This window comes from Variovorax gracilis (assembly GCF_030317115.1).
Classification (GTDB): domain Bacteria; phylum Pseudomonadota; class Gammaproteobacteria; order Burkholderiales; family Burkholderiaceae_C; genus Variovorax; species Variovorax gracilis.
In genome coordinates this window covers 21,931-44,166 of record NZ_JASZYF010000028.1, presented here as the reverse complement: position 1 = coordinate 44,166, position 22,236 = coordinate 21,931, and the positions used below count along the sequence as shown (strand labels likewise).

The 22,236-nt window shown below is 64.0% G+C and carries 20 protein-coding genes; 10 read left to right on the top strand and 10 right to left on the bottom strand.

The window, feature by feature from the left end:
• Window positions 1–210: 210 nt before the first annotated feature.
• On the bottom strand, window positions 211–2,106 hold the full coding sequence (locus QTH97_RS30195) for a GAF domain-containing sensor histidine kinase (RefSeq protein WP_286572278.1): 1,896 nt from the start codon (window positions 2,104–2,106) through the stop codon (window positions 211–213).
• A 74-nt stretch (window positions 2,107–2,180) separates the two neighbouring features.
• Window positions 2,181–3,146 (bottom strand): tripartite tricarboxylate transporter substrate-binding protein, encoded by a 966-nt coding sequence (locus QTH97_RS30190; RefSeq protein WP_286572277.1) that lies wholly within the window; start codon window positions 3,144–3,146, stop codon window positions 2,181–2,183.
• Between the two features lie 343 nt (window positions 3,147–3,489).
• On the opposite strand from QTH97_RS30190, the gene hmpA reads away from it, so the two are divergent.
• The 4 genes from hmpA (at window position 3,490) to QTH97_RS30170 (ending at window position 5,989) form a co-directional block, all read left to right on the top strand.
• Window positions 3,490–4,704, top strand: coding sequence for an NO-inducible flavohemoprotein (hmpA, locus tag QTH97_RS30185; protein WP_286572276.1), 1,215 nt, complete (start codon window positions 3,490–3,492; stop codon window positions 4,702–4,704).
• Window positions 4,705–4,706: 2 nt separating this feature from the next.
• On the top strand, window positions 4,707–4,853 hold the full coding sequence (locus tag QTH97_RS30180) for a hypothetical protein (RefSeq protein ID WP_286572275.1): 147 nt from the start codon (window positions 4,707–4,709) through the stop codon (window positions 4,851–4,853).
• Between the two features lie 2 nt (window positions 4,854–4,855).
• The gene (locus QTH97_RS30175) at window positions 4,856–5,392 is read left to right on the top strand and encodes a PAN domain-containing protein (protein ID WP_286572274.1); all 537 of its coding nucleotides are present in this window, start codon (window positions 4,856–4,858) and stop codon (window positions 5,390–5,392) included.
• A 162-nt stretch (window positions 5,393–5,554) separates the two neighbouring features.
• Window positions 5,555–5,989: a VOC family protein gene (locus tag QTH97_RS30170; RefSeq protein ID WP_286572273.1), complete on the top strand. Its 435-nt coding sequence runs from the start codon at window positions 5,555–5,557 to the stop codon at window positions 5,987–5,989.
• A 209-nt stretch (window positions 5,990–6,198) separates the two neighbouring features.
• On the opposite strand, the gene QTH97_RS30165 is transcribed toward QTH97_RS30170, so the two are convergent.
• The 4 genes from QTH97_RS30165 to QTH97_RS30150 form a co-directional block, all read right to left on the bottom strand.
• Window positions 6,199–6,681, bottom strand: a complete 483-nt coding sequence (locus tag QTH97_RS30165) for a nuclear transport factor 2 family protein (RefSeq protein ID WP_444813493.1) — start codon at window positions 6,679–6,681, stop codon at window positions 6,199–6,201.
• A 115-nt stretch (window positions 6,682–6,796) separates the two neighbouring features.
• Window positions 6,797–7,366, bottom strand: a complete 570-nt coding sequence (locus tag QTH97_RS30160) for a DinB family protein (protein ID WP_286572272.1) — start codon at window positions 7,364–7,366, stop codon at window positions 6,797–6,799.
• Window positions 7,367–7,689: 323 nt separating this feature from the next.
• The gene (locus tag QTH97_RS30155; protein WP_286572271.1) at window positions 7,690–8,361 is read right to left on the bottom strand and encodes an FxLYD domain-containing protein; all 672 of its coding nucleotides are present in this window, start codon (window positions 8,359–8,361) and stop codon (window positions 7,690–7,692) included.
• A gap of 26 nt (window positions 8,362–8,387) precedes the next feature.
• Entirely contained in the window at window positions 8,388–8,804 is a 417-nt protein-coding gene (locus QTH97_RS30150; RefSeq protein WP_286572270.1) for a type II toxin-antitoxin system HicB family antitoxin, read from the bottom strand.
• A 592-nt stretch (window positions 8,805–9,396) separates the two neighbouring features.
• On the opposite strand from QTH97_RS30150, the gene QTH97_RS30145 reads away from it, so the two are divergent.
• Entirely contained in the window at window positions 9,397–10,638 is a 1,242-nt protein-coding gene (locus QTH97_RS30145) for a D-alanyl-D-alanine carboxypeptidase family protein (RefSeq protein WP_286572269.1), read from the top strand.
• A 1,404-nt stretch (window positions 10,639–12,042) separates the two neighbouring features.
• Complete coding sequence (locus tag QTH97_RS30140) at window positions 12,043–12,357, top strand: hypothetical protein (RefSeq protein ID WP_286572268.1); 315 nt, start codon at window positions 12,043–12,045, stop codon at window positions 12,355–12,357.
• 240 nt (window positions 12,358–12,597) lie between these two features.
• Here the strand turns inward: QTH97_RS30140 and QTH97_RS30135 are convergent, their stop codons facing one another.
• On the bottom strand, window positions 12,598–13,698 hold the full coding sequence (locus QTH97_RS30135) for a YihY/virulence factor BrkB family protein (RefSeq protein WP_286572267.1): 1,101 nt from the start codon (window positions 13,696–13,698) through the stop codon (window positions 12,598–12,600).
• A gap of 238 nt (window positions 13,699–13,936) precedes the next feature.
• On the bottom strand, window positions 13,937–14,434 hold the full coding sequence (locus QTH97_RS30130) for a PHB depolymerase family esterase (protein ID WP_286572266.1): 498 nt from the start codon (window positions 14,432–14,434) through the stop codon (window positions 13,937–13,939).
• A 642-nt stretch (window positions 14,435–15,076) separates the two neighbouring features.
• Between QTH97_RS30130 and QTH97_RS30125 the strand changes: the two genes are divergently transcribed.
• Complete coding sequence (locus tag QTH97_RS30125) at window positions 15,077–15,625, top strand: carboxymuconolactone decarboxylase family protein (protein ID WP_286572265.1); 549 nt, start codon at window positions 15,077–15,079, stop codon at window positions 15,623–15,625.
• 6 nt (window positions 15,626–15,631) lie between these two features.
• Window positions 15,632–17,275, top strand: a complete 1,644-nt coding sequence (locus QTH97_RS30120; RefSeq protein ID WP_286572264.1) for a hybrid sensor histidine kinase/response regulator — start codon at window positions 15,632–15,634, stop codon at window positions 17,273–17,275.
• 1,215 nt (window positions 17,276–18,490) lie between these two features.
• Here QTH97_RS30120 and QTH97_RS30115 read toward each other — a convergent pair.
• Window positions 18,491–18,691: a hypothetical protein gene (locus QTH97_RS30115; RefSeq protein ID WP_286572263.1), complete on the bottom strand. Its 201-nt coding sequence runs from the start codon at window positions 18,689–18,691 to the stop codon at window positions 18,491–18,493.
• Between the two features lie 746 nt (window positions 18,692–19,437).
• Between QTH97_RS30115 and QTH97_RS30110 the strand changes: the two genes are divergently transcribed.
• Window positions 19,438–19,608 (top strand): hypothetical protein, encoded by a 171-nt coding sequence (locus QTH97_RS30110; RefSeq protein WP_286572262.1) that lies wholly within the window; start codon window positions 19,438–19,440, stop codon window positions 19,606–19,608.
• Window positions 19,609–19,947: 339 nt separating this feature from the next.
• Window positions 19,948–20,295, top strand: a complete 348-nt coding sequence (locus tag QTH97_RS30105; protein WP_286572260.1) for a hypothetical protein — start codon at window positions 19,948–19,950, stop codon at window positions 20,293–20,295.
• A 461-nt stretch (window positions 20,296–20,756) separates the two neighbouring features.
• On the opposite strand, the gene QTH97_RS30100 is transcribed toward QTH97_RS30105, so the two are convergent.
• Window positions 20,757–21,911: an epoxide hydrolase family protein gene (locus tag QTH97_RS30100; RefSeq protein WP_286572259.1), complete on the bottom strand. Its 1,155-nt coding sequence runs from the start codon at window positions 21,909–21,911 to the stop codon at window positions 20,757–20,759.
• Window positions 21,912–22,236 lie beyond the last annotated feature (325 nt).

The following is a 22,236-nucleotide window of genomic DNA, read 5'->3' as shown; positions in this document are numbered from 1 at the left end:
GCGGGCTTTTTTTGTGCGCGGTGCGCTGCCGGCGCACGACCTTTCCCTACGCAACCTGATGCCGGGCGAGGCATGCGCGAGGCGACCGCGCCCACGGCAAAGGCCGACCTGTCGACCACAGGCGCGTGTTGATCGCTCCTGTTGCTCGGACTGTCAGGCGAGGGCGGGCGCCGACCTGCAAGGGGGACGAGCAGGCCTGAACGCGAGCTTTCAGTCGCCTTGCGCGCCGGTCGGGATCGTGAATTGGAACCGAGCGCCGCCGCCGGGACGATGCGAAGCCCAAAGCCTGCCGCCGTGCGCCTCGATCAGCTTGCGGCAGATCGCCAAGCCAACGCCCAGGCCGCTCGCCTTCGTCGAGTAGAAGGACTCGAAGATCCGCTCCAGATCGCCTTCCGCGATGCCACTGCCGGTGTCAGCGACTTCCACCTGAATCTCGTCGCGCTGAGTGGGCATGACGGAGATGCTGATCACGCGCGCGCCGTCGCCATGCTCGATCGCCTCCATCGCATTGCGCAGCAGATTGAGCACGACCTGCTGCAGGTGGATTTCATCGGCGGTGACCGGCGGCAGCCCACTGTCGGCCGAGAGCCGAATATCGATCTCGCGCAGATCGCAGTCCATCTTCACCATGCCGACGCATTCGCCAATGGCTCGTTCAATGTGGACCGGCTTCGCCTCCAGTTCGTGCCGCTGCACCATGCCGCGCATGCGTGTCACTACTTGACCCGCGCGTGTGGCCTGTCCGATGACCTTGTCCAGGAGTTCCAGCACACGCGCCAGGTCAGGCTCGAATGCGCTGGCTCGCCGGCGTGCTGCCAGCGCATAGTTCTCGATCGCGCCGAGCGGCTGGGTCATCTCGTGGGCGAGCGCGACCGACATCTCGCCCGCCGTGTGCACCCGGACGAGGTGGGCCAACCGTTCGCGCCAATGCGCCGCCTCCACTTCCGCCGCGAGCTTGCGGCGTTCGGCCGTCGTTCGCGCATGAAGGCTGCCGAACACTTCGGCAAGCAAGCTGACCCCGGGCATCAGGGCGTCCGGCCATTCGTGTTCTTGCCGTGTGCTGGCCATCGACAAGGCTCCCGTCACCGTGCCCGACACGGAAATCGGCACCATGAGCATCGAGCGCACCCCGGCGGCCTGCAGCTCAAGGCGGTCGCTCTCGGCTTCCGACGGCAGTTCACTCAGTCGAGGCAAGCGCACGGAGTTGCCCGCCGCCAGCCGTCGCATGATCCAGGGGAGGTCGGCGGCGTCGTCCAGGACCAAGGGCGGCGCGATGCCGTCGGCATGCCAGCGTTGGACCGGGTGAAACAGGGTGTCGGCGGCCGTGCGATCCCAAATGTCGACGCGTTCCGCTTCCATGAACTGGCCGATCTGGCGCAGCCCGACGCCAATCGCGAGTTCCGCCTGGTCCGGCTCGACGAGAACCAGCGATGCCAGGATGCCACTGGCCAACCGTTCGAAGCCAATCGCGTGGTCGAGTTGCTCCTGCGTGTGCTTGCGCGCCAGGGCGCTCCCGAAGACGTTCGCCAGCAGCCGCATGCGGCTCAGGAGGTCATCCGGCCAGCTTCGCTCGGCACGCACACAACCGAAACTCAAGGCGCCGTGCAGTTCGCCCGCCACGATGATCGGCATCGTCACATGCGACTTGAGGCCGATACTGCGCCAGGTTTCCTTGTCAACCCTGGCATCGGGCGGGAGGTCGTCCAGGCGCTCGAACACGACCGGCCTGTCGGCCATCATCATCCTGAGCGACCACGGGGCGAATTCGCGCGCCGAAACGTTCGTCAGCGCCGGCCCGACGCCTTCCGCCGAGAACGAATGGGTCACCTGCAGTCGCCCGCTCAAGGAAAAGACCCGACTGAGTGTGGATCGATCGATGCCGAGCGTCGAGACGATGCGCGCCAGGCCGTCATCAATGGCGCTGTCGATTTCCTGGGAAGGCAGGGCGATGAAACTTGCTGACAAATCCGACAGCAGCCGCTCGAAGCGCAGCAGGTCGTGTACCGAGACCGGCGGCGGCTGTCCATGCACCTGCGCCTCGAGCGCCTTGGGAGCGAGTGGCGCGGCGGTCCAAAGCGCCGGGGCATCTGATCGACGCGGAGCCATTGACGACATCCAGTTGCTGTCAGCCGTCGATGCTATCGCATCCCAGGCGTGCCGCGATCCGGTACTGGGCGACTCTAGTCAGCGTGGTAGCCCGACGCCTTCACGATGGGCGCCCAGCGCGCGATATCCGCTGCCAAAGTCGCTGCGAATTCATCCGACGTGGTGCCGGTCGATTCAAATCCCATCTCGGCGAGTTTGGCGGTTGACTGCGGCGAACGCACGATCGTGCCGAACACCGTGGACCATCGATCGACCACATGCCTCGGCGTTCCCGCTGGGGCGAAGATGCCGATCCACCCGGCAGCCTGGATTGACGGGTAGCCTTGCTCGGCAAACGTCGGCACATCCGGCAGCTGCGCCAAACGACGGGTACCCGACACCGCGATGACTCGAATCCTTTGCGCGCGATGCATCTCGATCAGGTCGGAGATCGACGAAATACCGGCAGGAATGTGCCCCGCGGCGAGATCGATCGTCATCGGCCCAGCGCCTTTGTAAGAGATGGGCTGCAACTTGATCCGCATTTCCCGCGCGATCATGACGCCGAGAAACTGAGCCAGGCTTCCAGTGGAGCCCATTCCGTAAAACGCTTGCGTCGGATGGTCCTTCGCCCAAGCGCCGAACCCGGCAACCGAGGTCGCAGGATGGTCTTTCGACACCGCGAGCGCCAAGGGGTATGCCGCGATCTGCGAGATCGGCGTGAAGTCGCGCACCGGGTCGTAACGCACGTCCTTGAAAATCAGCGGCGCCAGGACGGGCACCACGAAGGGCAGCAGCGCGAGGGTCTTGCCGTCGGGCGCCGCTTTCTTGAGGACCATGGCTCCAATGCGACCGCTGGCGCCCGGTTTTTCTTCGACGTAGACGTGGTCGCCGTAGTCAGCATTCGCGCGTTCGGCAAGGTACAGCGCGAGCCCTGTCGCAGAGCCGCCTTCGAAAGGCACCAGCAATCTGATCGGCCCGCCCTCTTCTGCCCGTGAAAGGGCAGCAAGCCAGATGCCCGATACAAGAGTGAGGACCTTCAGGACATTGGTCAGACGCATGGCTGCCCCTTCAAAAGTGCGCTTGCCCGATGGATGAATCCGATACGCGCAGTCTGCTTCGGTGTCCACCGAGGGCGGAGTATGGCACTCGCCACGCACGCTGAACCGCATGCAGCGTGGGCGAGAGCGGTCATCGATGGGCGTCTGGTCCAGCGTCGGCGCGGCTTCACACCGCCGCCCCTTGGAACTCTCCGGCACGATCCGTGGCGCCAGTTCAAGCGCCACTGTCCATTCGCTGGCACGAAGGGTGGGTGGGCCCGCAGCACGGCCACCGGTTCAAGGTTGACGTTCGGATTGAAAGCAATACCATCAGTGTCTCAGCGGGGTCAGCCGAGGATCACAGATGCTCCAGCCATCCACCATCGCTACCGTCAAGGCCACCGCGCCCGTTCTTGCCGTGCACGGCTACGCCATCATCCAGCGCTTCTACCAGCGCCTGTTCGAAGCCCAGCCGGAGTTGAAGAACATTTTCAACATGCGGCACCAGGAACGGGGCGAGCAGCAGCGTGCGCTCGCCGCGGCGGTGCTGGCCTATGCCACCCATATCGACAACCTGTCGGTGCTGGGTCCGGCGGTGGATCGGATCACACACAAGCATGCAAGTCTGAACGTACAGCCCGCGCAGTACGCCGTGGTGGGCGAACACCTGCTGGCCGCGATCAAGGAGGTTCTCGGGGATGCGGCCACCGGCGACATCGTGGCGGCCTGGGCCGAGGCCTATCAGGCGCTTGCGGACATCATGATCGGCGCCGAGGCGTCGCTCTACGACGAAGCGCAGCGGCGCCCCGGCGGCTGGCGCGGCTGGCGCAACTTCGTGGTGCGGCACAAGCGGATGGAGAGCGAGGTCATCACCTCCTTCTTTCTCGAACCCGAAGACGGCCGGCCGATCGCCGACTTCAAGCCCGGTCAGTACATCAGCATCGTGGTCGACGTGCCGCGCCTGGGCCTGCAGCAGGTGCGCCAGTACAGCCTGTCGGATGCGCCGAACGGCAGGAACTACCGGATCTCGGTCAAGCGCGAGCGCGAGGGCGAGCCCGAAACCGCCGGCTATGTATCAAACCTTCTGCACGACTACGTCAACCGGGGCGACGTGGTCCGCATCACGCCGCCGTTCGGGCCGTTCCATATCGACATGGAGGCCACCTCGCCGGTGGTGCTGGTCAGTGGAGGCGTCGGCCTGACCCCATTGGTCAGCATGCTCAAGGCAGTCCTGAAGAACACTGACCGGGACGTCGTGTTCGTACACGGCGCCCGCAACGGCGCCGTCCACGCAATGAAGGACCGCATTGAAGCGGCCGCCGAAACGAACCGGCGCCTGACCAGTATCGTGTTCTACGACGCGCCGCTGCCCAGCGACGTCCTCGGCTATGACTACGACCACGAGGGTCTGGTCGACCTGCGGCGCATCGCGGCGTCCGCGGTCAAGGCGGATGCGGACTACTACGTCTGCGGACCAATGCCCTTCATGCGCGCGCAGGTGGAAGCGCTCAGGGCGCTGGGTGTCCCGGACGCCCGCGTGCATTACGAGGTTTTCGGGACCGACGTCTTCGAGGAGTAGGGATGGCGCGCATCGCGTCTGCGGGCGTCCAGCCGATCTCGTTCGGCCACGACACGCTCGGCCGCGTCATCCGAACTGTCGATGTGGAAGGCGAGGGGTGGGTTGAAGTTGCCCCCGTTACCGACCATTTCCGGGTGCAACGAGCCTGATCATGTGGCGGCACATCAAGACGACGGCGCTCGCAGCGTGCGGTGTGGCGACTTCGGCGCTGGCGGTGGACGGCACCAACTTGCCAGGCAGTGATTACACGAACTTCGAGGCACCGTCGGCGTTCGTCTGCAGGACATCATGCGGCGGTGAATCGCGCTGCCAGGCCTACACCTTCGTCAAGCCGGGCATCCAAGGAGCGAATGGTCGCTGCTGGCTGAAGCACACGGAGCCGAAGATCGTCAAGAGCCCGTGCTGCGACTCGGCGCCGCGGAGGTTCATCGCCAAGCGTGATCTTCGGGCCGAGGACCACATCGACCGCCCCGGCTCCGACTACACGAACTTTGATGTCCATGGCTGGGCGAGTTGCGAAGCGGCATGCTCCAACGACTCATTGTGTTCGTCGTGGACCTATGTGCGGCCGGCCGCCCAGGGATCCAGCGGACGCTGCTGGCTGAAGAATCGCGTGGCCCATCCGGTGAGCAGCAATGGGGCGGTCTCCGGGGTCAAGTACCGACCCGCGTCGGTGCGCATCGACTGACCGTGTCTCGAAAGCGGGTGGTCCGCTCCACGGGCAGCGCGCGCCCAGGGCTTCTTGGCAACGGGTCCGAGCTGGAGGCTGGACTCCTCGATAAGATCGTCCGCCCGCCTCGATCGGGACGCCAACCCCAAATATGCGACACCGCGGAAACGACCGAAGGACATGACAGTCAAGCGAATGGACAACGTCTTGATCGTGGTCGACGATCTTGAAGCGGTGAAGGCGTTCTTCATCGAGTTGGGCCTCGAACTGGAGGGCCAAACCACGGTTGAAGGGCCTTCAGTCGGCAGCCTCATCGGCCTTGGAGACGTCCGAGCCACCCTCGCGATGCTGCGGACGCCCGATGGGCAGGGAATTGAACTGGACAAATTCCACACGCCCGATGCCGTCAGGTTCGGGCCCGCGGACGCGCCAATGAATGCTTTGGGTCTGCGTCGCATCATGTTTGCCGTCGAGAACATCGATGCCGTCGTTGTGCGGATGCAGACCCATGGTGCAGAACTCATTGGCCAGATGCAGTACGAGACATCGTACCGGCTCGCCTACATTCGTGGGCCTGAGGGCATCATCGTCGGGCTTGCCGAGCCACTCGGCTAAGGCCGGGCGGTTCGCTCGCGAGCACGCCAATCACCGCGCAGGCAAGTACGGCGGTGCATTGATGAGCCTCTGTGCGTTCGGCCGCCACTCGGTCGCGCGAACGACAGCTTGGGTGACGCTTCGATCAAACGCCCGAGGTCTCAGGACCGGGGCGAGATCGCGCGCTCGGTTCGCGCCGTCGAGCGAGCGGGGACCGCGCAGCCCCTCTTTTATGAAGCAACCGGCGAACGGTTCTTTCGATAGGAATCCTTCACGGCAATCTTGTGGCCCCGAAAGGTGAAAAGGTCGCAGCCGTGCACTTCGACCCGGGAGCCGTCGCGCCTTGTACCGGTGAATGTCCAATGCGACACCCCGCGGTCGCCACACACGAAGTGGGTTGCATCGCTCCAACTCGCATCGGGAAAATTCATCCAGACGTCCATGAAGGCCGCGCGCACAGCCCCTGCGCCCTGCGCTCGCTCGCCGCACACTTGGGTGCCTGCGGACGCTTCGAAGACGCAATCGTCAGTCATGAAGGCCATCAAGGCATCCGCATCATGGGCGTTCCAGGCATCCGCGAATGCTTGGAGGAACTCTATCGACACCTCGGCGCGAGAATCCAGCATGGGGCACTCCTTATCGGGCTGATCGAGGTTGGGCCGCTGGTCCGGAGCATTGCACTTTGGCTTGGGTCTGGCAATCGGCCTGGCCAAGGCGCTGTTGTGCCCCCGGTGGGCTGCACCCGGCAACTCACCTGCCGCACTCAGCAAGCTGCCTGACGAGCGTTCGTAGCCATCCTCCTCGCCCCCTTCAACACTGCATGCGCGGCTATCGCAGTGCGAGCAGCACCTGCTCGCTCCAGCCGGCTGCTTCCAGGTCGTCGATTCGAAATCGCGCATCGCTCGCCAGCAGGAACTCGTCGAGCTGCGGCGGCTTCACGTCCGTCGATGACAACATCGCATGCGCTTGCCGGCGGTGGTGGGTTTGGTGCATCGTCAGGTGTGCGAGCACGCGGTGCGCCACGTCGCGGTCGAAGCGACCCGCGCGGTCCGTGTCGACTGGCTGAACGAGGTCGTCTTCGTCGAGGTTGTCGCAGAACGCGATCAATTCGTCGTCGACCCCGCGCTGTCGGCGGCGCAACGAGACGAGATCTTCAGCCGCCACGAAAGCGTCGTGGCGCTCGCGGGCCAGGGCACCCATGCCCTGGAGCGAATCGAGGTAGTAACGGTCGACCGCGAGGATGTGATTGAGCGTCTTCGCAAGGCTGGGGAAGAACCCGACACGCGGCGCGTGGAAGGCCTCCGCGGGCAAGCGTCCGATCGCCGTGTGCAGGCGTTCGTTGGCCAATCGGTTCGCGCGCGTCGCCGCGCGCGCGTGTTGCAGCATCAAGCACATCATGTTCCCCTTCCTGCTCGAGCCTCCCCAGGCAACGCCTGGCAACCATCGACGCCGAGCGCCACTTTGCCGATTCCGGGTTGGCGATATGCCGGAATGAAAACCGCCTCAAAGTGCCGCTTCCGCGGCCATGACACGGTTGCAGGTCCGAGTCGCGGTTCTCAGCCTCGGCGGCCATGGACCAGCGCGCGAGGCGTCCTCCGTGCACTCTTGCTGGACCCAACTGAGGTGTCCCACCCGGCGTTGGTCCATCGACCGGTGGCGAAACGCTTCATGGCAGATCGTGGCTGGACGGCGCGGTGAGATCGGTTGTACGGCTGCAGGCCTTAGCGTGGGCCGCTCGGCAGAACGCGCGACTCGATCGGCTCGATCACGTACGAGCCGCCCGCGCCGGCCTTGGTGAAACCGCCGTGCAGGGGGATTGAAAAGTTCCGCGTCGCGCCCGGCGCGATGTTTTCGCCGGCCACCCAGTCTTTCTCGGTGCCGACGATCTTTCCCGCCCTGTCCAGCACCGAGACCTGCATCTTCACGGCGCATGCGACGGGGTTGTCGTTGCGGACCACTGCAGTGACATAGAGCCGCGAGCCGTCGGTGCGCGTGTTCTTCTCGACGACCGTGAAGCGATTGGTGACGCATCCCGGCGCCGAACGCGCGCGCACGGGGAGTATTTCGATGGGGCGGCCTATGTAGCCGCTGCACGCGGCCAGTACGACGCGCTGCGCTTCTTCATCGGAGGAGATCGAGGCGCCGTCGTAAATCATGTCGATCACGCTGTAGAGCAGGGCGGAGGCGGCCTTGTCCTTGGTTTTCACGAGTGCGTCCGACTGCTCCTTCGTCGCACCGCTCTGCCGAGCCCGGTAGATCGACCGGCTGACCTGAGCGACGGCCTCGCAGTTCGATGCGGTGACATTCTGCGCACTGACGCTGGCAGGCGCGAGTGCGGCGGCGGCGATCAGGCTCGACGCGACAATGCGTAAGCCGGCATGGACGAAGTTCATCGGGGTGCCCCTCCCCAGAAGGAGACTCAGGCGAGGCTCAGGTCCAGACGTCGACCCAGTGCGCGAAGCGCCGCAGCGACCGTGTCGATCTTCGTCGGGTGGTGCAGGTCGATCAGGCGTGTTACCTCCTGTGGACGCGCGGACATCAGTCGCGCGAGTTCGGCCGGTCGCTTGCCCTGGGCAATCATCTCGTTGAGCAGCAGCACTTTCGCGGCCACGCTCGGCGGCAGGTCGATCGTGATCTGCCCGCGCTTCGGCTCGGACGGCGGCGGCACCGGCCTGCGGTCCTCGAAGTAGACGTCCATGACGGCCCTCAGCGCGTTGGCCGCGAGCGAGATCGCCTCGTCCCGCTCCGTTGCGCCGGCCAGGGCTTCGGGGATATCAGGAAATGACACCACGAACCCTTCGCCATCGCGGATCACGCTTGCGGGGTAGCTGAACATGAATCACCTCTGGCCTTTGAAACCGGGCGCAAGATTTCCTTGCGTCAGCCTTCGCCCAGTTCCTAGGCGCTGCGTCGCGGCAGCGTCGACTGCTGGCCGCCGAGATAGGCCTTCATGTGCTGCGCGACCTCAGGGAGTATAAACAAAAATGTAGATTTTCCCGATGGACGGCCCTGGCAGATGCGTCGCAAGGACCCCTGGGGCGCCGGCCGCTACTGGACGCGCTCACGGTCGGGGCAGGGTCGGGACCCGCCAGGGGCGATCGCCGCGGGGAAAACGCCGTCTGCGGCGATCGAACGAGTCGTCCCGGCGCCAATCGACTCGGCGAGGTCGCATTGCGTCGTCACAGGCGCCCGAACGACCAACTGCTTCGGATCTGCTGATCGTCGGTTCGGCCGCAGGCAGACGGGCCCTGTTCCCTGTGCTAGACGCGTGTGGTGGAGCGGGAAAAGCCATCGCCAGCCTCGTGCGGACCAGATTCTTCCGCGATGTTCACCCGGTTGGCCGAACTTGCATTGCGATTTTCTATCTTCTATGCACGCTCAAAATCGGCGCCTGATCCGCCACAATTGCCGTTCTGTCCCTGAAGCCCATGCAACTCAACACCTTCTCCATCCTTCCTGTCGTCTTCGCAATTGCCGCGGGCGCCCTGGTTCCCCCTTCGGTATCCTTCGCTGCCTCCCCCGCGGCCAAGCATGCAACCCCCAAGAAGCCCGCAGCCGACGCGCCCGCCCCGGCGCCAGTCGCTGGACAGAGCGCCGTTGCTGGCGGGACGCCGGCGATCGCCGCCAAGGCATGGCTGCTGATGGACTTCGACTCTGGCGAGGTCCTTGCCTCGGCCAATCCCGACGAACCGCTGCCGCCGGCGTCGCTGACCAAGATGATGACCAGCTTCCTGGTCGAACAGGCCCTTCGCTCAGGCAAGCTCAAGAAGGACGACCTTGTGTCGGTCAGTCAGAACGCCTGGTGCCGTGGCTCGAGCACGGAGTCGTGCATGTACCTGCCGCTTAACAGCCAGGCCACAGTCATCGACATCCTGCGCGGCATCATCGTCCAGTCCGGCAACGACGCGTCCAAGGCCATCGCGGAGCATCTGGCCGGCTCCGAAGAGGGCTTCGCCAAGCTCATGAATGCCGAAGCCAAGCGCCTCGGGATGACGCACACGAATTTTGTGAACGCGACGGGCCTGCCTGATCCCGCGCACAAGTCGTCCGCGCGGGATCTCGCGATCCTGGCGCGAGCGATCATCCGAGACAGCTCCGCCTACTACCCGATCTACGCCGAGCGCGAGTTCAAGTACAACGGCATCAAGCAGGGAAATCGCAATGCCCTGCTCTACACCGATCCAACGGTTGACGGACTGAAGACCGGCCACACCCAGGAGGCCGGCTACTGTCTCGTCACTTCGTCCCAACGCAACGGGATGCGCCTCATCACGGTGATGCTCAACACCAACAGCGCGCAGGCTCGTGCCGACCAGACGCGCACGTTGCTCGGATGGGGCTTCGGTAACTTCGAAAAGGCCACCCCCATTCAGCCCAACACGGTCGTCACGACGGCCAAGGTCAGCTTTGGCAAGGTTGATACCGTTGCCGCGGGTCTAGGGTCGCCATGGACGGTGACCGTGCCGCGGGGCCAGCAAGTGCGCACGACCGTGCAGGTCAAGTCAGACCTGGAGGCGCCGGTGACCAAGGGTGCGGTGATCGGCAAGGTGATCGCGGAGTCGAATGGCAAGCCGGTGGGAGAAACGCCGCTGATCGCGCAAGCCGACGTCGAGCGCTCGGGCTTCATGCTGCGCACGTGGCAGCACGTGGCCAAGCTGTTTGGCAAGTGAAGCACGCAAGGCGCAAGGCCATGGACGTAGGTAGCGGCAATCGCACCCGGGGTGCAATTGCTCGCCCAGCCGAGCGGCCTTGGATGCCGATTCCGGCCAAGAACGGTCCATGGATCCATCCAACGTGCATCGGGTCAAGATTGGTTGCTGTCGATCGAATTTCTGCACCGAACGACGGTGACCGTTGAAAGCCCAGTCGCTGCGGCATCGAGGAATTGCTCTGCGGCGCTTTGCTGTCCTCCAGCTCGAGCAAGTGTGCGGTCAGACCAGCAAAGCCCGTGAACGCGAGACTGTCTTGAGGTTCGACACCTCATGCGGGTTGGATCGATCGCGCACAAACTGCCGAAGTACGTCCCGTCGCTCTTAATGATCGGCACAGAGATGTAGCTCTCAACCCTGTAGATGGGGGGCGTGTGGTGCTTGCAGTAGACCGGGTGCCGGCGCGCGTGGTCGAAGGCTATGGACTCGCAGCGCGCGCGATTCGACACAAAGGGTCCACGATCGATCGATGGTGAAAGATTACATCAGCGCCGAGGGCTGCATTGCGGAAGCGCTCTTCGGAGGTAAAAGTTTCCATGCGGCTCGCAAGTATGCCAAACGCGCCTCGGACCTTGCAGGGAACCAGAACCTCGATCTCGTCGACGCGTACATCGCTACCATGGACACGCGCTTGCCGAGCTCCGGCCGTTTGTACCGCCCCCTAGGAACTGGCCATCGACCCCTGAACTGCACCGTAGGCGTTTGACTGCGGGCAGGCGAGCGGCGCTTCGGATGCCGATTGCCTTTCCATCCCATTGCCTCGATGCCTCCGGAAGTCGCGCTAGCGATTGCATCCGCGTGGAAACACAATGTTTGGATCATGGCTGCGCTGCGCCGCCTTTTCCCTTTTTGTCGATGAGCCAGAACCGGGGTTTGTACGTGGTGCTGCACGAGAGCACCGAGGACGCCGCCGTTTGGGCGGACAGCGAATCCAGTCCTGAGCCGTATCCGACATGGAATGCTGCGTTTGAGGTGGGGGGTAGCCGAGCTGTACCACCTCATCGACGATGAGCGCGTCGGTCCTGGTACTGTCGGCGAAGAAGAAGACGGCGCCGGTCGGCTAGCAAAGATCTGGTCCGGGTGATCTTCGTGTCGTGCTGCCTCGTCTTGGCGGCCTGCGCGGCGCTCGCCTTCTGCCAGACCTGCCCCTGCCCGGAACGACGCACTGGCAAGCTTCGAGCTTTGGGGCGGGAGCCGCGAACCAGAAGGCCGGCGAGATCCAGCCGAAGGCCGTGTGGCGCGCCGGCGCCAACAACGCTTCGGCCCTATGGCCGATCAATCGGCGGCGCATGCGTAGCGAGTGTCCGCCTTGACGACTCGGCAATCGAGCATCCGTTGAGCCTAATCACATCAAAGGACGGCGCCATGGAAAGCAATACAACGAATTCACAGACCGAACTCGCCGACGCCCAAGAGATTTCCGGTCGATGGTCGGACTCCGCGTGGAGCGAACCCCGGGAGCCCGGCCAGCACAGCCAGACCAGTCAGACAGGCGATGGCACTGGGGCATCGATACGCAGGGCTACGGAGGATGCCGACAGCTTCGGGCGTAAGGCAACAGATTCGACCGAAGGCTATCTGCACATTGCGAAAACCGAGGCGCGTGCGGCGGCCCAAACGGGCAAAAGCTATGTCCGCGATGCTGTCAACGCGGCAGGCAACAAGATTGTTGGCATGTAAGGCCAGGCCGGCACTCTCAGGCAGCGGGGCATGCAGTTTGCCGCCGATGAACCGGCGGAAGGCGGTGGCATACGCCGCAGCAGGCGGCGCGGTTGTCACGGTGGTGTTGCTGTTGTTGATGCGCGGACGTCGCCAGTCGGTTCGAAAGGTTGCAACGCTCAGGGCGCACGCTGCGGTTGATCGATTGGATTGGCCGCGTCGTGTCACGCGCGCCTTGTGCCGCCGCAGTTGCACTCCGCTTCAGGACTTCGACGCGCTGGGGGTCGCTCGGCGTTGCCTTTTCATGACCGTCATCCGCTTGTCCGCGTAAACGCCAAGGGCCGTCATGACGCCCAGGGCGGCGAGCTTGGGGATAAGAGCCGAGAAGGCCTTCGACACGCGGCGGTCGACTTCCTGTTGCATTTCAGCGGAGCGTGCCAAGCCCGCGAAATCGGGCAGCGGTGCCGATTGAAGTTGCTTCGTTTGCTTTGGCGATTTCGTCGCAGTCGATTCGGGCGCGGCCGATCCATGCGCCTGCGCATAGACCTTGGTGAACTCTGCGCCAAGGAGAAATATCTGCGCTGCGTAGTAGACCCAGGCCAGCAGCAACACCAGCGAGCCGGCGCCGGCGAAGGAATTTGCCATGCCGCTCTTACCCAGATACAGGGCGATCAGGGCCTTGCCGATTTCAAACAGCACAGCGGTGACGATCGCGCCCATCCACACGTCGCGCCATTCGACGCTCGTCGTGGGCATGAACTTGAAAATCATCGCGAACAGGACGGTGATCACCCCAATCGAGACGACCGTGTTCAGCGCCTGCAGGAGGATCTCCTGACCCGGCACCAATCCCCCGATGAACTTGCCGAAGGCCGCAAGGCCCGTGCTGACCAACAAGGACACCATCAGTAGGAAGGCGAGGCCGAGAATGAGCCCGAACGAGAAGACGCGCGCCCTCAGGGTGCCCCAGATGCCACTGGGCTTCTGCGATTCAGGCACCTGCCAAATGCGGTCCAGGGCACTTTGCAGTTCACCGAAGACACTCGTTGCCCCGATGACCAATACGGCAATGCTTATCGCGGCGGCCAGAATTCCATCGCCACTGATGGCGGCGCTCTTGACCATACCCTGCACCGCCTTGGCGGATTCTTCGCCAACCATGCCGGACAGTTGAGTCGCGATCTGCCCCTGAACGGCTTCGGCCCCGAAGGCCAGGCCAGCCACTGCAATCACCAGCACCAACAATGGCGCAAGCGAAAATATCGTGTAGTACGAGATGGCCGCGCCCATGCTCGGTGCGAAGTCGTCGGACCACGCTACCACCGCCTTCTTGCAGATACCGGCCCACTGAGATAGCTTCATTTTGAACTTTCGAGGTGACTGGTCGGTGAGCGGACGGCGCGCTGCACCTGGCGTCCCTGGCAGGAGTGATCCAAAGCACCGGCGATCGACCGCTCTCCGAGTGAAAATGCGCCCGCTCGAACCCATCGGCTGTGGGACTGCACGCCGACCGAGCCGCGGAGGTTCCAGCGGCCGCCTGATTTGTTCAGCCCCGCAGAGGATGAGCCAGGAAGAACCCCGCGGCATCTCGGCGCTTGTGTCAGCACCGGCGGGGTCGGTGTAGCTGCCTCGCGAGTTCCGCCCGATCAGGTGTTTCCTGCGTTGGGCGACTGCCAATGTTCGGCAGTGCTTCGCCCGGCGCTCCGGCGGCGTAGACCTGTGCGGGTGTAGCGTTGCCGCTTTGCCGCTTTGCCGCTTTGCCGCTTTGCCGCTTTGCCGCTTTGCCGGAGTGCTCCTGTGCGCTACGTGCGGACGGCATCCTTCCGCTCACGTGCACGGCGGCATCCGCATCTTGGATGGTGGGAGGCACGATGCTGCCGGGCAAGCCCGCGTGGACCCCGACGGCAGCGAACACGTCCGGATAGCGGGCCGCTGCCATGGGCCCTTCGGCAGACAGCCCCGCTACGTGGACGTGCGCCGCACCGACGTGATGCTCAAACGTGATCGATTGCGTCAGGCCGCCAGCATCGGCGGCTCGACTCGTCCGCGCTGTTGATGCTCGGCTTGAACCAGTTCCAGCACTCCCGTGCGTTGGCATGCTGGGTTGGCTTGGGTATGGAGACCGGCTCGCTCGCCGGCGTCGGCCGCATTCCTCCATCAATGCCATGCGCAGCCGCAGTTCCCGCGAACACACGATATAGGAAGGCGCCGATATTCATGCCCTGACTGATGCAACATTTGCAAAGCACCCAAGGCGAGCATCCTTGTCTAGCGTTTGTGAACGGTGCGGACCAAGCAATCGCGCCACCGCGATGCTCTGTATCGGGTGCGCGGGGCAAACTGCCCGGATTCGCGGCATCGGGCCCGTCCGCACTCGAGAAGATGAAGGCGTTGTCGCGAAAACGACGCATTGCCTGCCTACCTCGACGACGAAGATCTGGGACCCATGACAGAAGCGCTCGGGGAGGGCGAAGAAGATGCCTAGGAGTCAAATGCGTTTACTTCGTGACCGGACAGACACTCAGACTGGGTGTCGCATGAGGCGTCTCTGTCCCGCAAGCGTTGGCCTACAAATTGAAGGCGCCTCGGACGACAAGGACTTCGGTCGAAGCTGACATGCTGCCAACGGAGAGCGAAGAGTTGCTGTGGTCAGCGCCGCCGCAGGAGGGTCGAAAGGGCGCGACAGTCTGTTCGCTTGGATCCCGCTCGCATCTCGCATCTCGCATCTCGCCTCTTCCTCATGTCCCACCTCGAAATCGTTGAACCCCAAGATGCCAGCGAAGAGGTGTCCGCACTCTACCTAGACTTCCAACGCCGCATGGGATTTCCGTCTGCGCCCAACTTCATCATGGTCCAGGGCCACTCCCTGGCCGCCGCGAGCGGGACATGGGGGCTTGTTCAGAACACGCTCGTCGGCGGGTCGCTTCCACGCACACTCAAGGAGATGGTCTTCGCTGCAATCTCCGCCGATCGCAAGTGCCAGTATTGCGAAGCCGCCCATCTTGCGTGCTGCCGGATGCTCGGAGTCGACGAGGAGACGCTCGAGAAACTGTCAACCAACGTCGAAGACCTCGATCCCGTCAAGGCCCGTGACATCATCAAGTTTGGTATCAAGTGCGCGCGTGAACCGCAGGCGCTGACCAAGCTTGACTTCGACCATCTCCGATCCCACGGCTTGCGAGAGTCGGAGATCATGGAACTCGTCTCGATGTCCGCCCTGGCCGTCTACGCGAACATCGTCGCCGACGCGACTGCTGTTCCGCCTGACGAGATGTTCGGTCAACTCTGAAAGCCCGTGGACAAGCTGCGCGAGATCACCCGGCTGAATCTTGCGCTGGAGCTGGTTTCAGAGTGCGCGGGTCTGGTCGACGTCGACGCTGTTGCGCGCGTCGTTGGCGAACGGCTGCGCTGGCTCTTCGACTTCGACACTTGCGTCCTTGCCCTTCGCATTGGTGGCGCGGATCGTTGGCTTTCGATGGGCTCTGGTGATGAGGGACTGGCTGTCATGGCGGGTGATCACATTTGCCGAACTCGTGGGCTGGCTGAAAGGGCCATCGCGTCGGGTTCCCCGGCCGCATCCGGCCAGCCCATGTTTGCTCTCGCCTATCCGCTGGGACATGTGGCGCAGCCACTGGGCGCGCTGTGCATCGAAGGCTCAAGCGCCTATTCGAATCGCGACCTGCGCTTTTTGCACCACGTGTGCTCCGGATTGGGAGCGGCCCTCTTGCGCATCGAGCAGTCCGACCACTTGACTTCCGTCCGTGCACGCGCCGCCGAGCGAGACCGGGCAGTGAGCGATGAGGCGCGGGCCGCTAATAACGCGAAGGACACCTTCTTGGCCATGCTGGGGCACGAGTTGCGCAACCCTCTGGCGCCGATCCTTGCTGCCGTCGAACTGCTGCGTCGCGACCCCTCGGGCCCGACGCTCGCGCGTGTCGAGATCGTCGAACGGCAAGCGCGTCATCTCGATCGCCTCGTCGGCGACTTGCTCGATGTGTCACGCGTGACGTCAGGCAAGATCAACTTGCGCCGCTCTGCGGTCGATCTGCGTGACGTGGCGGGGAAAGCGGCTGAGATGGCTCGGCCTCGGATGTTGGGCAAGGGCCAAGATTTGACGATGGATATGCCGGATTTCCCCGTGATGGTCGACGGTGACGAGGCGCGCTTGACGCAGGTTGCCTGCAACCTCCTCAACAACGCATCGGCCTACAGCCCGAATGGCGCACACGTCGAGATGTTGCTCCGGAACGGCGACGGGGAGGTCCTGCTGGAAGTGCGGGACGAGGGCATCGGCATCGCCCCCGAACTCCTTGGCAGCATCTTCGAGCTGTTCGTTCAGGGTGGTCGCAGCAAGGAAGTGGCACCCGGCGGCCTTGGGCTGGGACTCGGGGTGTCTCGCGCGCTCGTCAACTTGCACGGAGGCACCATCCGGGCATCGAGCGACGGCGAAGGTCTCGGCAGTGCGTTCCGGGTCACGTTGCCGCGCTTGCCCGCCCGAGTTCCGGAGCCTGCGCCGGCAACTTCCGAGATTCGTGAGCCGGTGCCGGTGGAAGCGCTGCGCATCCCGCGAAGAATCCTGCTGGTGGATGACAACAGGGACGCGGCTGACGCGACGGGCGAGCTACTGAGGGACTTCGGTCACGACGTGCTCGTCGTCTACGGGCCGGTCGAGGCGCTCGCCTCTGCAATCGCCTTCGCTCCAGAGGTCGCGGTGCTGGACATCGGCTTGCAGGTCATGGATGGCTATGAACTCGCCCACGAGCTGCACAAGCGCCTAGGCTCTGGCGCGCCGGCGATGATCGCACTCTCGGGCTACGGCCAGGAGCGCGATCGAAAGCGATCCGCCGAGAGCGGCTTCGCGGCCCACTTGGTGAAGCCCGTCAGCCTGTCCGAATTGCTTTCGACCATTCAGGGCGCGCGTGCGCACCCCGCCTTTTGAGTAGCATCCAGTTGCCCACCTCTTACCACCGTCCCGATTCATTTGCGCTGGGTGGCGCGACCGAGGTCGGCTATCGAAGCAGACACTGGACGAAATGGCGGTGAGCTGTCTGCAGTTGACCGATGTCGTAAGTACACGCCGCAGGCGATTGGCATTACGTCGATCGCCCAGATCGGCAGGGGAGGCAGAGAAGACAGCCGAGGAGGCGGAGGACTCGCGGCATACCGAGCATTTAACGCGTCGTGTCGCCAAGTGGTCATCCTACGACTTTTGAGCGCTTCGTCGCGGCACGATTTGCTCGCCCATTCGTCGATGAAGGTGCAGTCAGTTGAATCCAGCGCCCATTGCTTGAGATCGTGATGCAGCCGGCGCATGCCACGTAATACAGCGCGGCATGCGCCGGGATGCTGCTCGAGCCAGTGGCTTCGCCATGAACGGACCCAGCGCGGGACTCGAAGTCCGATGCTGTTGGATTGTGTCGTTTCGGGTGCCTCCTTTTGTCCACGAGCGGAGACGCGGGGCGCATTGATTTTGCGCTTGCGGTCTGTCGTTCAGTTGGGCGCCGGAGGACCGCGACACCGGCTTGCAGTGGCTCAAGCAGACCCGATTCGCCTCGCTAGGTGAATGCCTTCGTCAAAGCGGATGCGGCACACCAAAGCAGTCGATTCGGACCTCGCCTGTCCGCTGCACTCGAATCGCGCCATTCCTCGCGATGCGGTGGGTCAGCCATGCGATGTCAAGGGGCATGTGGCGATCCTCGTAGTGGGCGGAAGAACCAGTGCAAGCCAGCCCGCCGCGTCCTGCCAAAGGATTATGGCTTCGCCCCTGCGGCGGTGAATTCCATCTGCCGGAGAAGGGCTGTCACCAGCACCAGCTTCCGGCAGGCTTTCGAGCGGCTGTCACACGCCCGTGGTCTGCGCGCGAGACGGCACCGCGGCCAGCGCCTCGGCACTGTCGTCGGGGCAGCATGACTGGAGCGCGCGACGTCTTGTCCGCTCGTTTGCGTTGCTTCGGCTTTGCATTCGTCGTTGTCCGCCAGGCCCGTGGGGCGAGCGTGTATGGGAGGTGCCAAAGCGAGCGCGATGGCAAAAAACAAGGTTCGCGCGCATAGCAGGACCGGCGGGGATCACGGCAAACGCCGCTGCCGGCTGGAAGCTGCCTCGTCGTTTTGCGAGCTCGAGTCGCGGTTCACTCGCTGTTCCGATGGGGCGGGGACTAAAGGCTTGCCGACCTGGTGCTGTCGTATCGGGTGAGCATGCCGCCCTGCGTTTCCTCGGCGCCGCGAGCCTTCCGGGTCGAGATGAGCAAGGTTGCGGCCGTCAGCGCGAACAACGCGAACAGTATCCACACGCCGAAAGCGTAGACCAGCCCGATCGGCAGCAGAACAGCAAGGAGAAGAAAGAGGGGTCTGAGCATGTCAGCAGTTTGCCTCGCTGAGGCCGGTTCGTATCGTGAAGAAGTGGACACACGCCATAGAAACTGCCGGAAGGCGACAGAGGGCGTTGACCGCCGTCGCGAAGATTCGTCGTGGCGCCGCCGGCGCCCGACGGCGACGGGGTCAGAGCACGCACCAACTCTCGGCTTTGCACTCCCTTGAGCTGCTGGCGTTTGGAGGAGCACCGCATCATGCTTGGCTCAACCTCCGATTGACCGCTTGCAGAGACTTTGGTCGTTCGGGATTTCGCGCTCGAGCCCGGCCTACTTCGTTGGTGCTGCCGTTCTGCTCCGCCTTGTCGAAATCGCGCTCGAATGGGGTCCGGGCAGTGTGCCGTGAACGCACGAAGCGCTTGTCTATCTGCACGGTGCGAGCCCGATTGTCCACGGGAGGTCAGTTAACGCGCATGCACTTCAAGGCGGGCCTCAACGGACTTCATGTCGGATGCGCCGCGAAGGTCCGCTTCAGACCGAACCGGGCCAGATCAGCGAACGTCGGGTTGTGGCCGGCACCTCGAATCTGACGTCGCCCCAGGAAGTGCGCTTCGGCGGTGCGAGAACGGGGCCACGCGGTGGCAAGTCGCACACCGACCATCATGCCAAGTACACCGACGGGTCCGAGGCCGAAGCGCACATCCGGTAACGCAGCTTCATGCTTCTGCGCGCTGACGACACGGGACAGACACCCGAACACACGACCATGGGATTTCCGACCCAAGGAGACCCAGATGAAAAGGCTCGCACTCGTTCTCGCCGCGCTGGCCCTGTCGGGCTGCATCGTTGCGCCTTACGACAACTATCGTCCACCGCCGCCGCGTGGCGGCGCGTATTCGGACCGCGACGGCGACGGCGTGCCCAACCGCTACGATCGCCGACCCAACAATCCTTATCGCTATTGAGCGCCCGGGCAATCAGGCGTCAGCGACCTTCGACTTCGCTCTTCTGATCGAATAGGAAGCCGCTACACGGCGATGCATACTGCCGGCCCTCTGCGAGGACCGGGTTCGGCATGAACACGACCACTTGGCCAGGTGCCTTGCGCCGCTTGGCATGGGACGAGGCCACCACCATTGCGTCGCCGATCGCCGCACCTGCCGCCTCCACCAACTGTGCGAGGACAGCGGCGACACTCTGCTTCCGATCGCGAATGCGAACATGCTGGCACCGGGAGTGGACGGAAGCTGCGGCACTTCCGTTGGGTTTCAACCGACAAGCGTATGCAGGTTCACAATCTGCGTATGACGCTGGACGAGCTTTGCGCTGAAGCCCGCGGGCTGACGCCTCGCGCAGCGAGGATGGCATCCGTGATGCTGCCGATGGCGGGCCCCTTGTCCACTGCCTGGAACACCGCGGTGGCCGACGCGCTGGAACTTGCGGCCTGTGGAGGCGAACCGCTCGCGCCCAGCGAGGTCAATGATGTCTTGGCCGCCGCCCTTCATCCTGTCGGACGTGCGGGGTGGCTTCTTCAGAATGTGGAATTCGTTCTCGCGCATCGGCTTGTCGTCAACGCGCACCTGGCGGGCGAGAAGTGGAAATCGATCGTCATGACGCTGCTCGAACATGACGGCGACCGCAGTCACCATTGAGTCACCGCAACCAAGCATGGGGCCTCGGTCTTGAAAGATTGGGACGCGGGGAAGGCTCAAGTTTGGACGTGCAGTGCTTTCACCTCCGCGCGTGAAGCTTGCGCGATGCAGCCTGCGCACGCCGAGGGCACTGAAAGCTTGCGTGAACTGGAAGCGCCGACTCGCTTGTCTCGACGGGCCCCGGACCCGATCGTGTGTGGCGTCGAAGAAGCGCGGTTGGAGCTTCGCGACCGATGAGCCTGAGCCTCCGGCTCGCTCGCACAAGGCCAAGAACGCGACGGGCAATCGCTCATCGACATGCTCGCGAATCCAGGAGTTGTCTACGGAGATTTCCGGGATCCGATCGTCCGCTTGAAGTGTCAGCGTGCGAGCAACTGGCGCCGGAATCTTGCGACGTTGTCGAAGATGAAGTCACACCGTTTGCGTGCCTGATCCCAAGGGTGCAACCGCGCGCGCGGCGTTCAACCGGCGCGCAGCGGACGGTAGAAGGCGCGGATCTCCGTCGCCAGTGCGTCCGGTTCCTCCATCGCCGCGAAATGGCCGCCCGCCGGCATCACGCTCCAGCGGCGGATGTCAGTGAACGTGCGCGCGGCGAGCGAGCGCGGCGGCCGGACGATCTCCTTCGGGAATTCGCAATAGCCCATCGGCACGTTCACGGTTGCGCCGTCCGGAATCGGCCACGACCCATGCTGCCGCGCGTAGTACGGCCAGAACGATGAGCCAATGGCGCCCGTGAACCAGTACAACGAGACGTTGGCAAGGATCTCGTCCTTCGAGAATGCCGATTCGATGTCGCCCTTGCAGTCCGACCAGGCGCGCATCTTCTCGGCGATCCATGCAGCGAGCCCCACGGGTGAATCGGTCAACGCGAACGCCAGCGTCTGGGGCCGGGTTCCCTGCTGCATGCTGTAGCCGGTCTCCTCGCTGAGCCAGCGCTTGAGATCGGTCCGATACTGACGCTCGGCAGGGTCGTCGCCAGTCAATGCGGCTGGATCACGCCGCAGCGGCAGCAAATTCAGATGCACGCCGATCGTCTTTTCCGGATGCACCAGGCCCAACCGTGCCGACACGGAGGCCCCCCAGTCCCCGCCCTGCGTGGCAAAACGACGGTGGCCAAGCACCTCGCTCATCAGCGACGCGAGCGCCTCGGCGATCTGCTCGACCGAGAAGCGCGCCTGTCCGGGAGCGAAAGACAGGCCGTAGCCGGGCAGGCTGGGAGCCACGACCGTGAAGGCATCGACCGGGTCGCCGCCGAAGCGCGCCGGGTCCGTCAGGCGCGGGATCAGCTCCACGAACTCGAACACCGAGCCCGGCCAACCATGCGACAGCAGCAGGGGCATCGGACGCGGGCCGACGCCCAACGCGTGCAGAAAATGCAGATCGATGCCGGCCAGCTGCACCTTGAACTGCGGCCAGGCGTTCAGACGGGCTTCCTGTGCGCGCCAGTCGAATTGATGCAGCCAATAGGCCGTGAGCTCGCGCATCCACGCGAGGTCTGTGCCGTAGGCCCAGGGGTCTCCGGGCGCCTGGTCGGGAAAGCGCGTGCGCACCAGGCGTTCGCGCAGGTCGGTGATCGCACTTTCGGGGACATGAAGTTGGAAGGCGGTGGGGGTCATCTCATCTCCGCGGTTGTTCCAAGGACAGCGCCTCTGTCGGGCCTGCGTCACCAGCGTTCGCGAAGTCGCGCATCGTCCAGTATGTGAACTCGGGGGCGACCCTGACAAGCATTTTCGACGCGACCCTCGACCGCGCCAATGACACGCCGCCTGTCAATGCGCGGGATCCTTCATCGAGCAGCGAAGGTGAAGACAAACAGGGTCTGATGGAAACTACCTCCGCGTCTGCGCTCGTATCAGGGTGCAGCCTGAGGCGCTCCCGGCGATTGAGGCGGATCATGACGGCCGTCTCCGTCATTCCTTACGCCTCGTGCTTGGCGCCCTT

Coding starts and splice junctions, on each gene's coding strand:
- QTH97_RS30140 (WP_286572268.1), top strand. CDS start 12,043: ATGGAAAGCAATACAACGAATTCACAGACCGAACTCGCCGACGCCCAA.
- QTH97_RS30110 (WP_286572262.1), top strand. CDS start 19,438: ATGAAAAGGCTCGCACTCGTTCTCGCCGCGCTGGCCCTGTCGGGCTGC.
- QTH97_RS30180 (WP_286572275.1), top strand. CDS start 4,707: ATGGCGCGCATCGCGTCTGCGGGCGTCCAGCCGATCTCGTTCGGCCAC.
- QTH97_RS30190 (WP_286572277.1), bottom strand. CDS start 3,146: ATGCGTCTGACCAATGTCCTGAAGGTCCTCACTCTTGTATCGGGCATC.
- QTH97_RS30125 (WP_286572265.1), top strand. CDS start 15,077: ATGTCCCACCTCGAAATCGTTGAACCCCAAGATGCCAGCGAAGAGGTG.
- QTH97_RS30135 (WP_286572267.1), bottom strand. CDS start 13,698: ATGAAGCTATCTCAGTGGGCCGGTATCTGCAAGAAGGCGGTGGTAGCG.
- QTH97_RS30105 (WP_286572260.1), top strand. CDS start 19,948: ATGACGCTGGACGAGCTTTGCGCTGAAGCCCGCGGGCTGACGCCTCGC.
- QTH97_RS30195 (WP_286572278.1), bottom strand. CDS start 2,106: ATGGCTCCGCGTCGATCAGATGCCCCGGCGCTTTGGACCGCCGCGCCA.
- QTH97_RS30155 (WP_286572271.1), bottom strand. CDS start 8,361: ATGAACTTCGTCCATGCCGGCTTACGCATTGTCGCGTCGAGCCTGATC.
- QTH97_RS30145 (WP_286572269.1), top strand. CDS start 9,397: ATGCAACTCAACACCTTCTCCATCCTTCCTGTCGTCTTCGCAATTGCC.
- QTH97_RS30160 (WP_286572272.1), bottom strand. CDS start 7,366: ATGATGTGCTTGATGCTGCAACACGCGCGCGCGGCGACGCGCGCGAAC.
- QTH97_RS30175 (WP_286572274.1), top strand. CDS start 4,856: ATGTGGCGGCACATCAAGACGACGGCGCTCGCAGCGTGCGGTGTGGCG.
- QTH97_RS30115 (WP_286572263.1), bottom strand. CDS start 18,691: ATGCTCAGACCCCTCTTTCTTCTCCTTGCTGTTCTGCTGCCGATCGGG.
- QTH97_RS30170 (WP_286572273.1), top strand. CDS start 5,555: ATGACAGTCAAGCGAATGGACAACGTCTTGATCGTGGTCGACGATCTT.
- QTH97_RS30150 (WP_286572270.1), bottom strand. CDS start 8,804: ATGTTCAGCTACCCCGCAAGCGTGATCCGCGATGGCGAAGGGTTCGTG.
- QTH97_RS30130 (WP_286572266.1), bottom strand. CDS start 14,434: ATGCCAACGCACGGGAGTGCTGGAACTGGTTCAAGCCGAGCATCAACA.
- hmpA (WP_286572276.1), top strand. CDS start 3,490: ATGCTCCAGCCATCCACCATCGCTACCGTCAAGGCCACCGCGCCCGTT.
- QTH97_RS30100 (WP_286572259.1), bottom strand. CDS start 21,911: ATGACCCCCACCGCCTTCCAACTTCATGTCCCCGAAAGTGCGATCACC.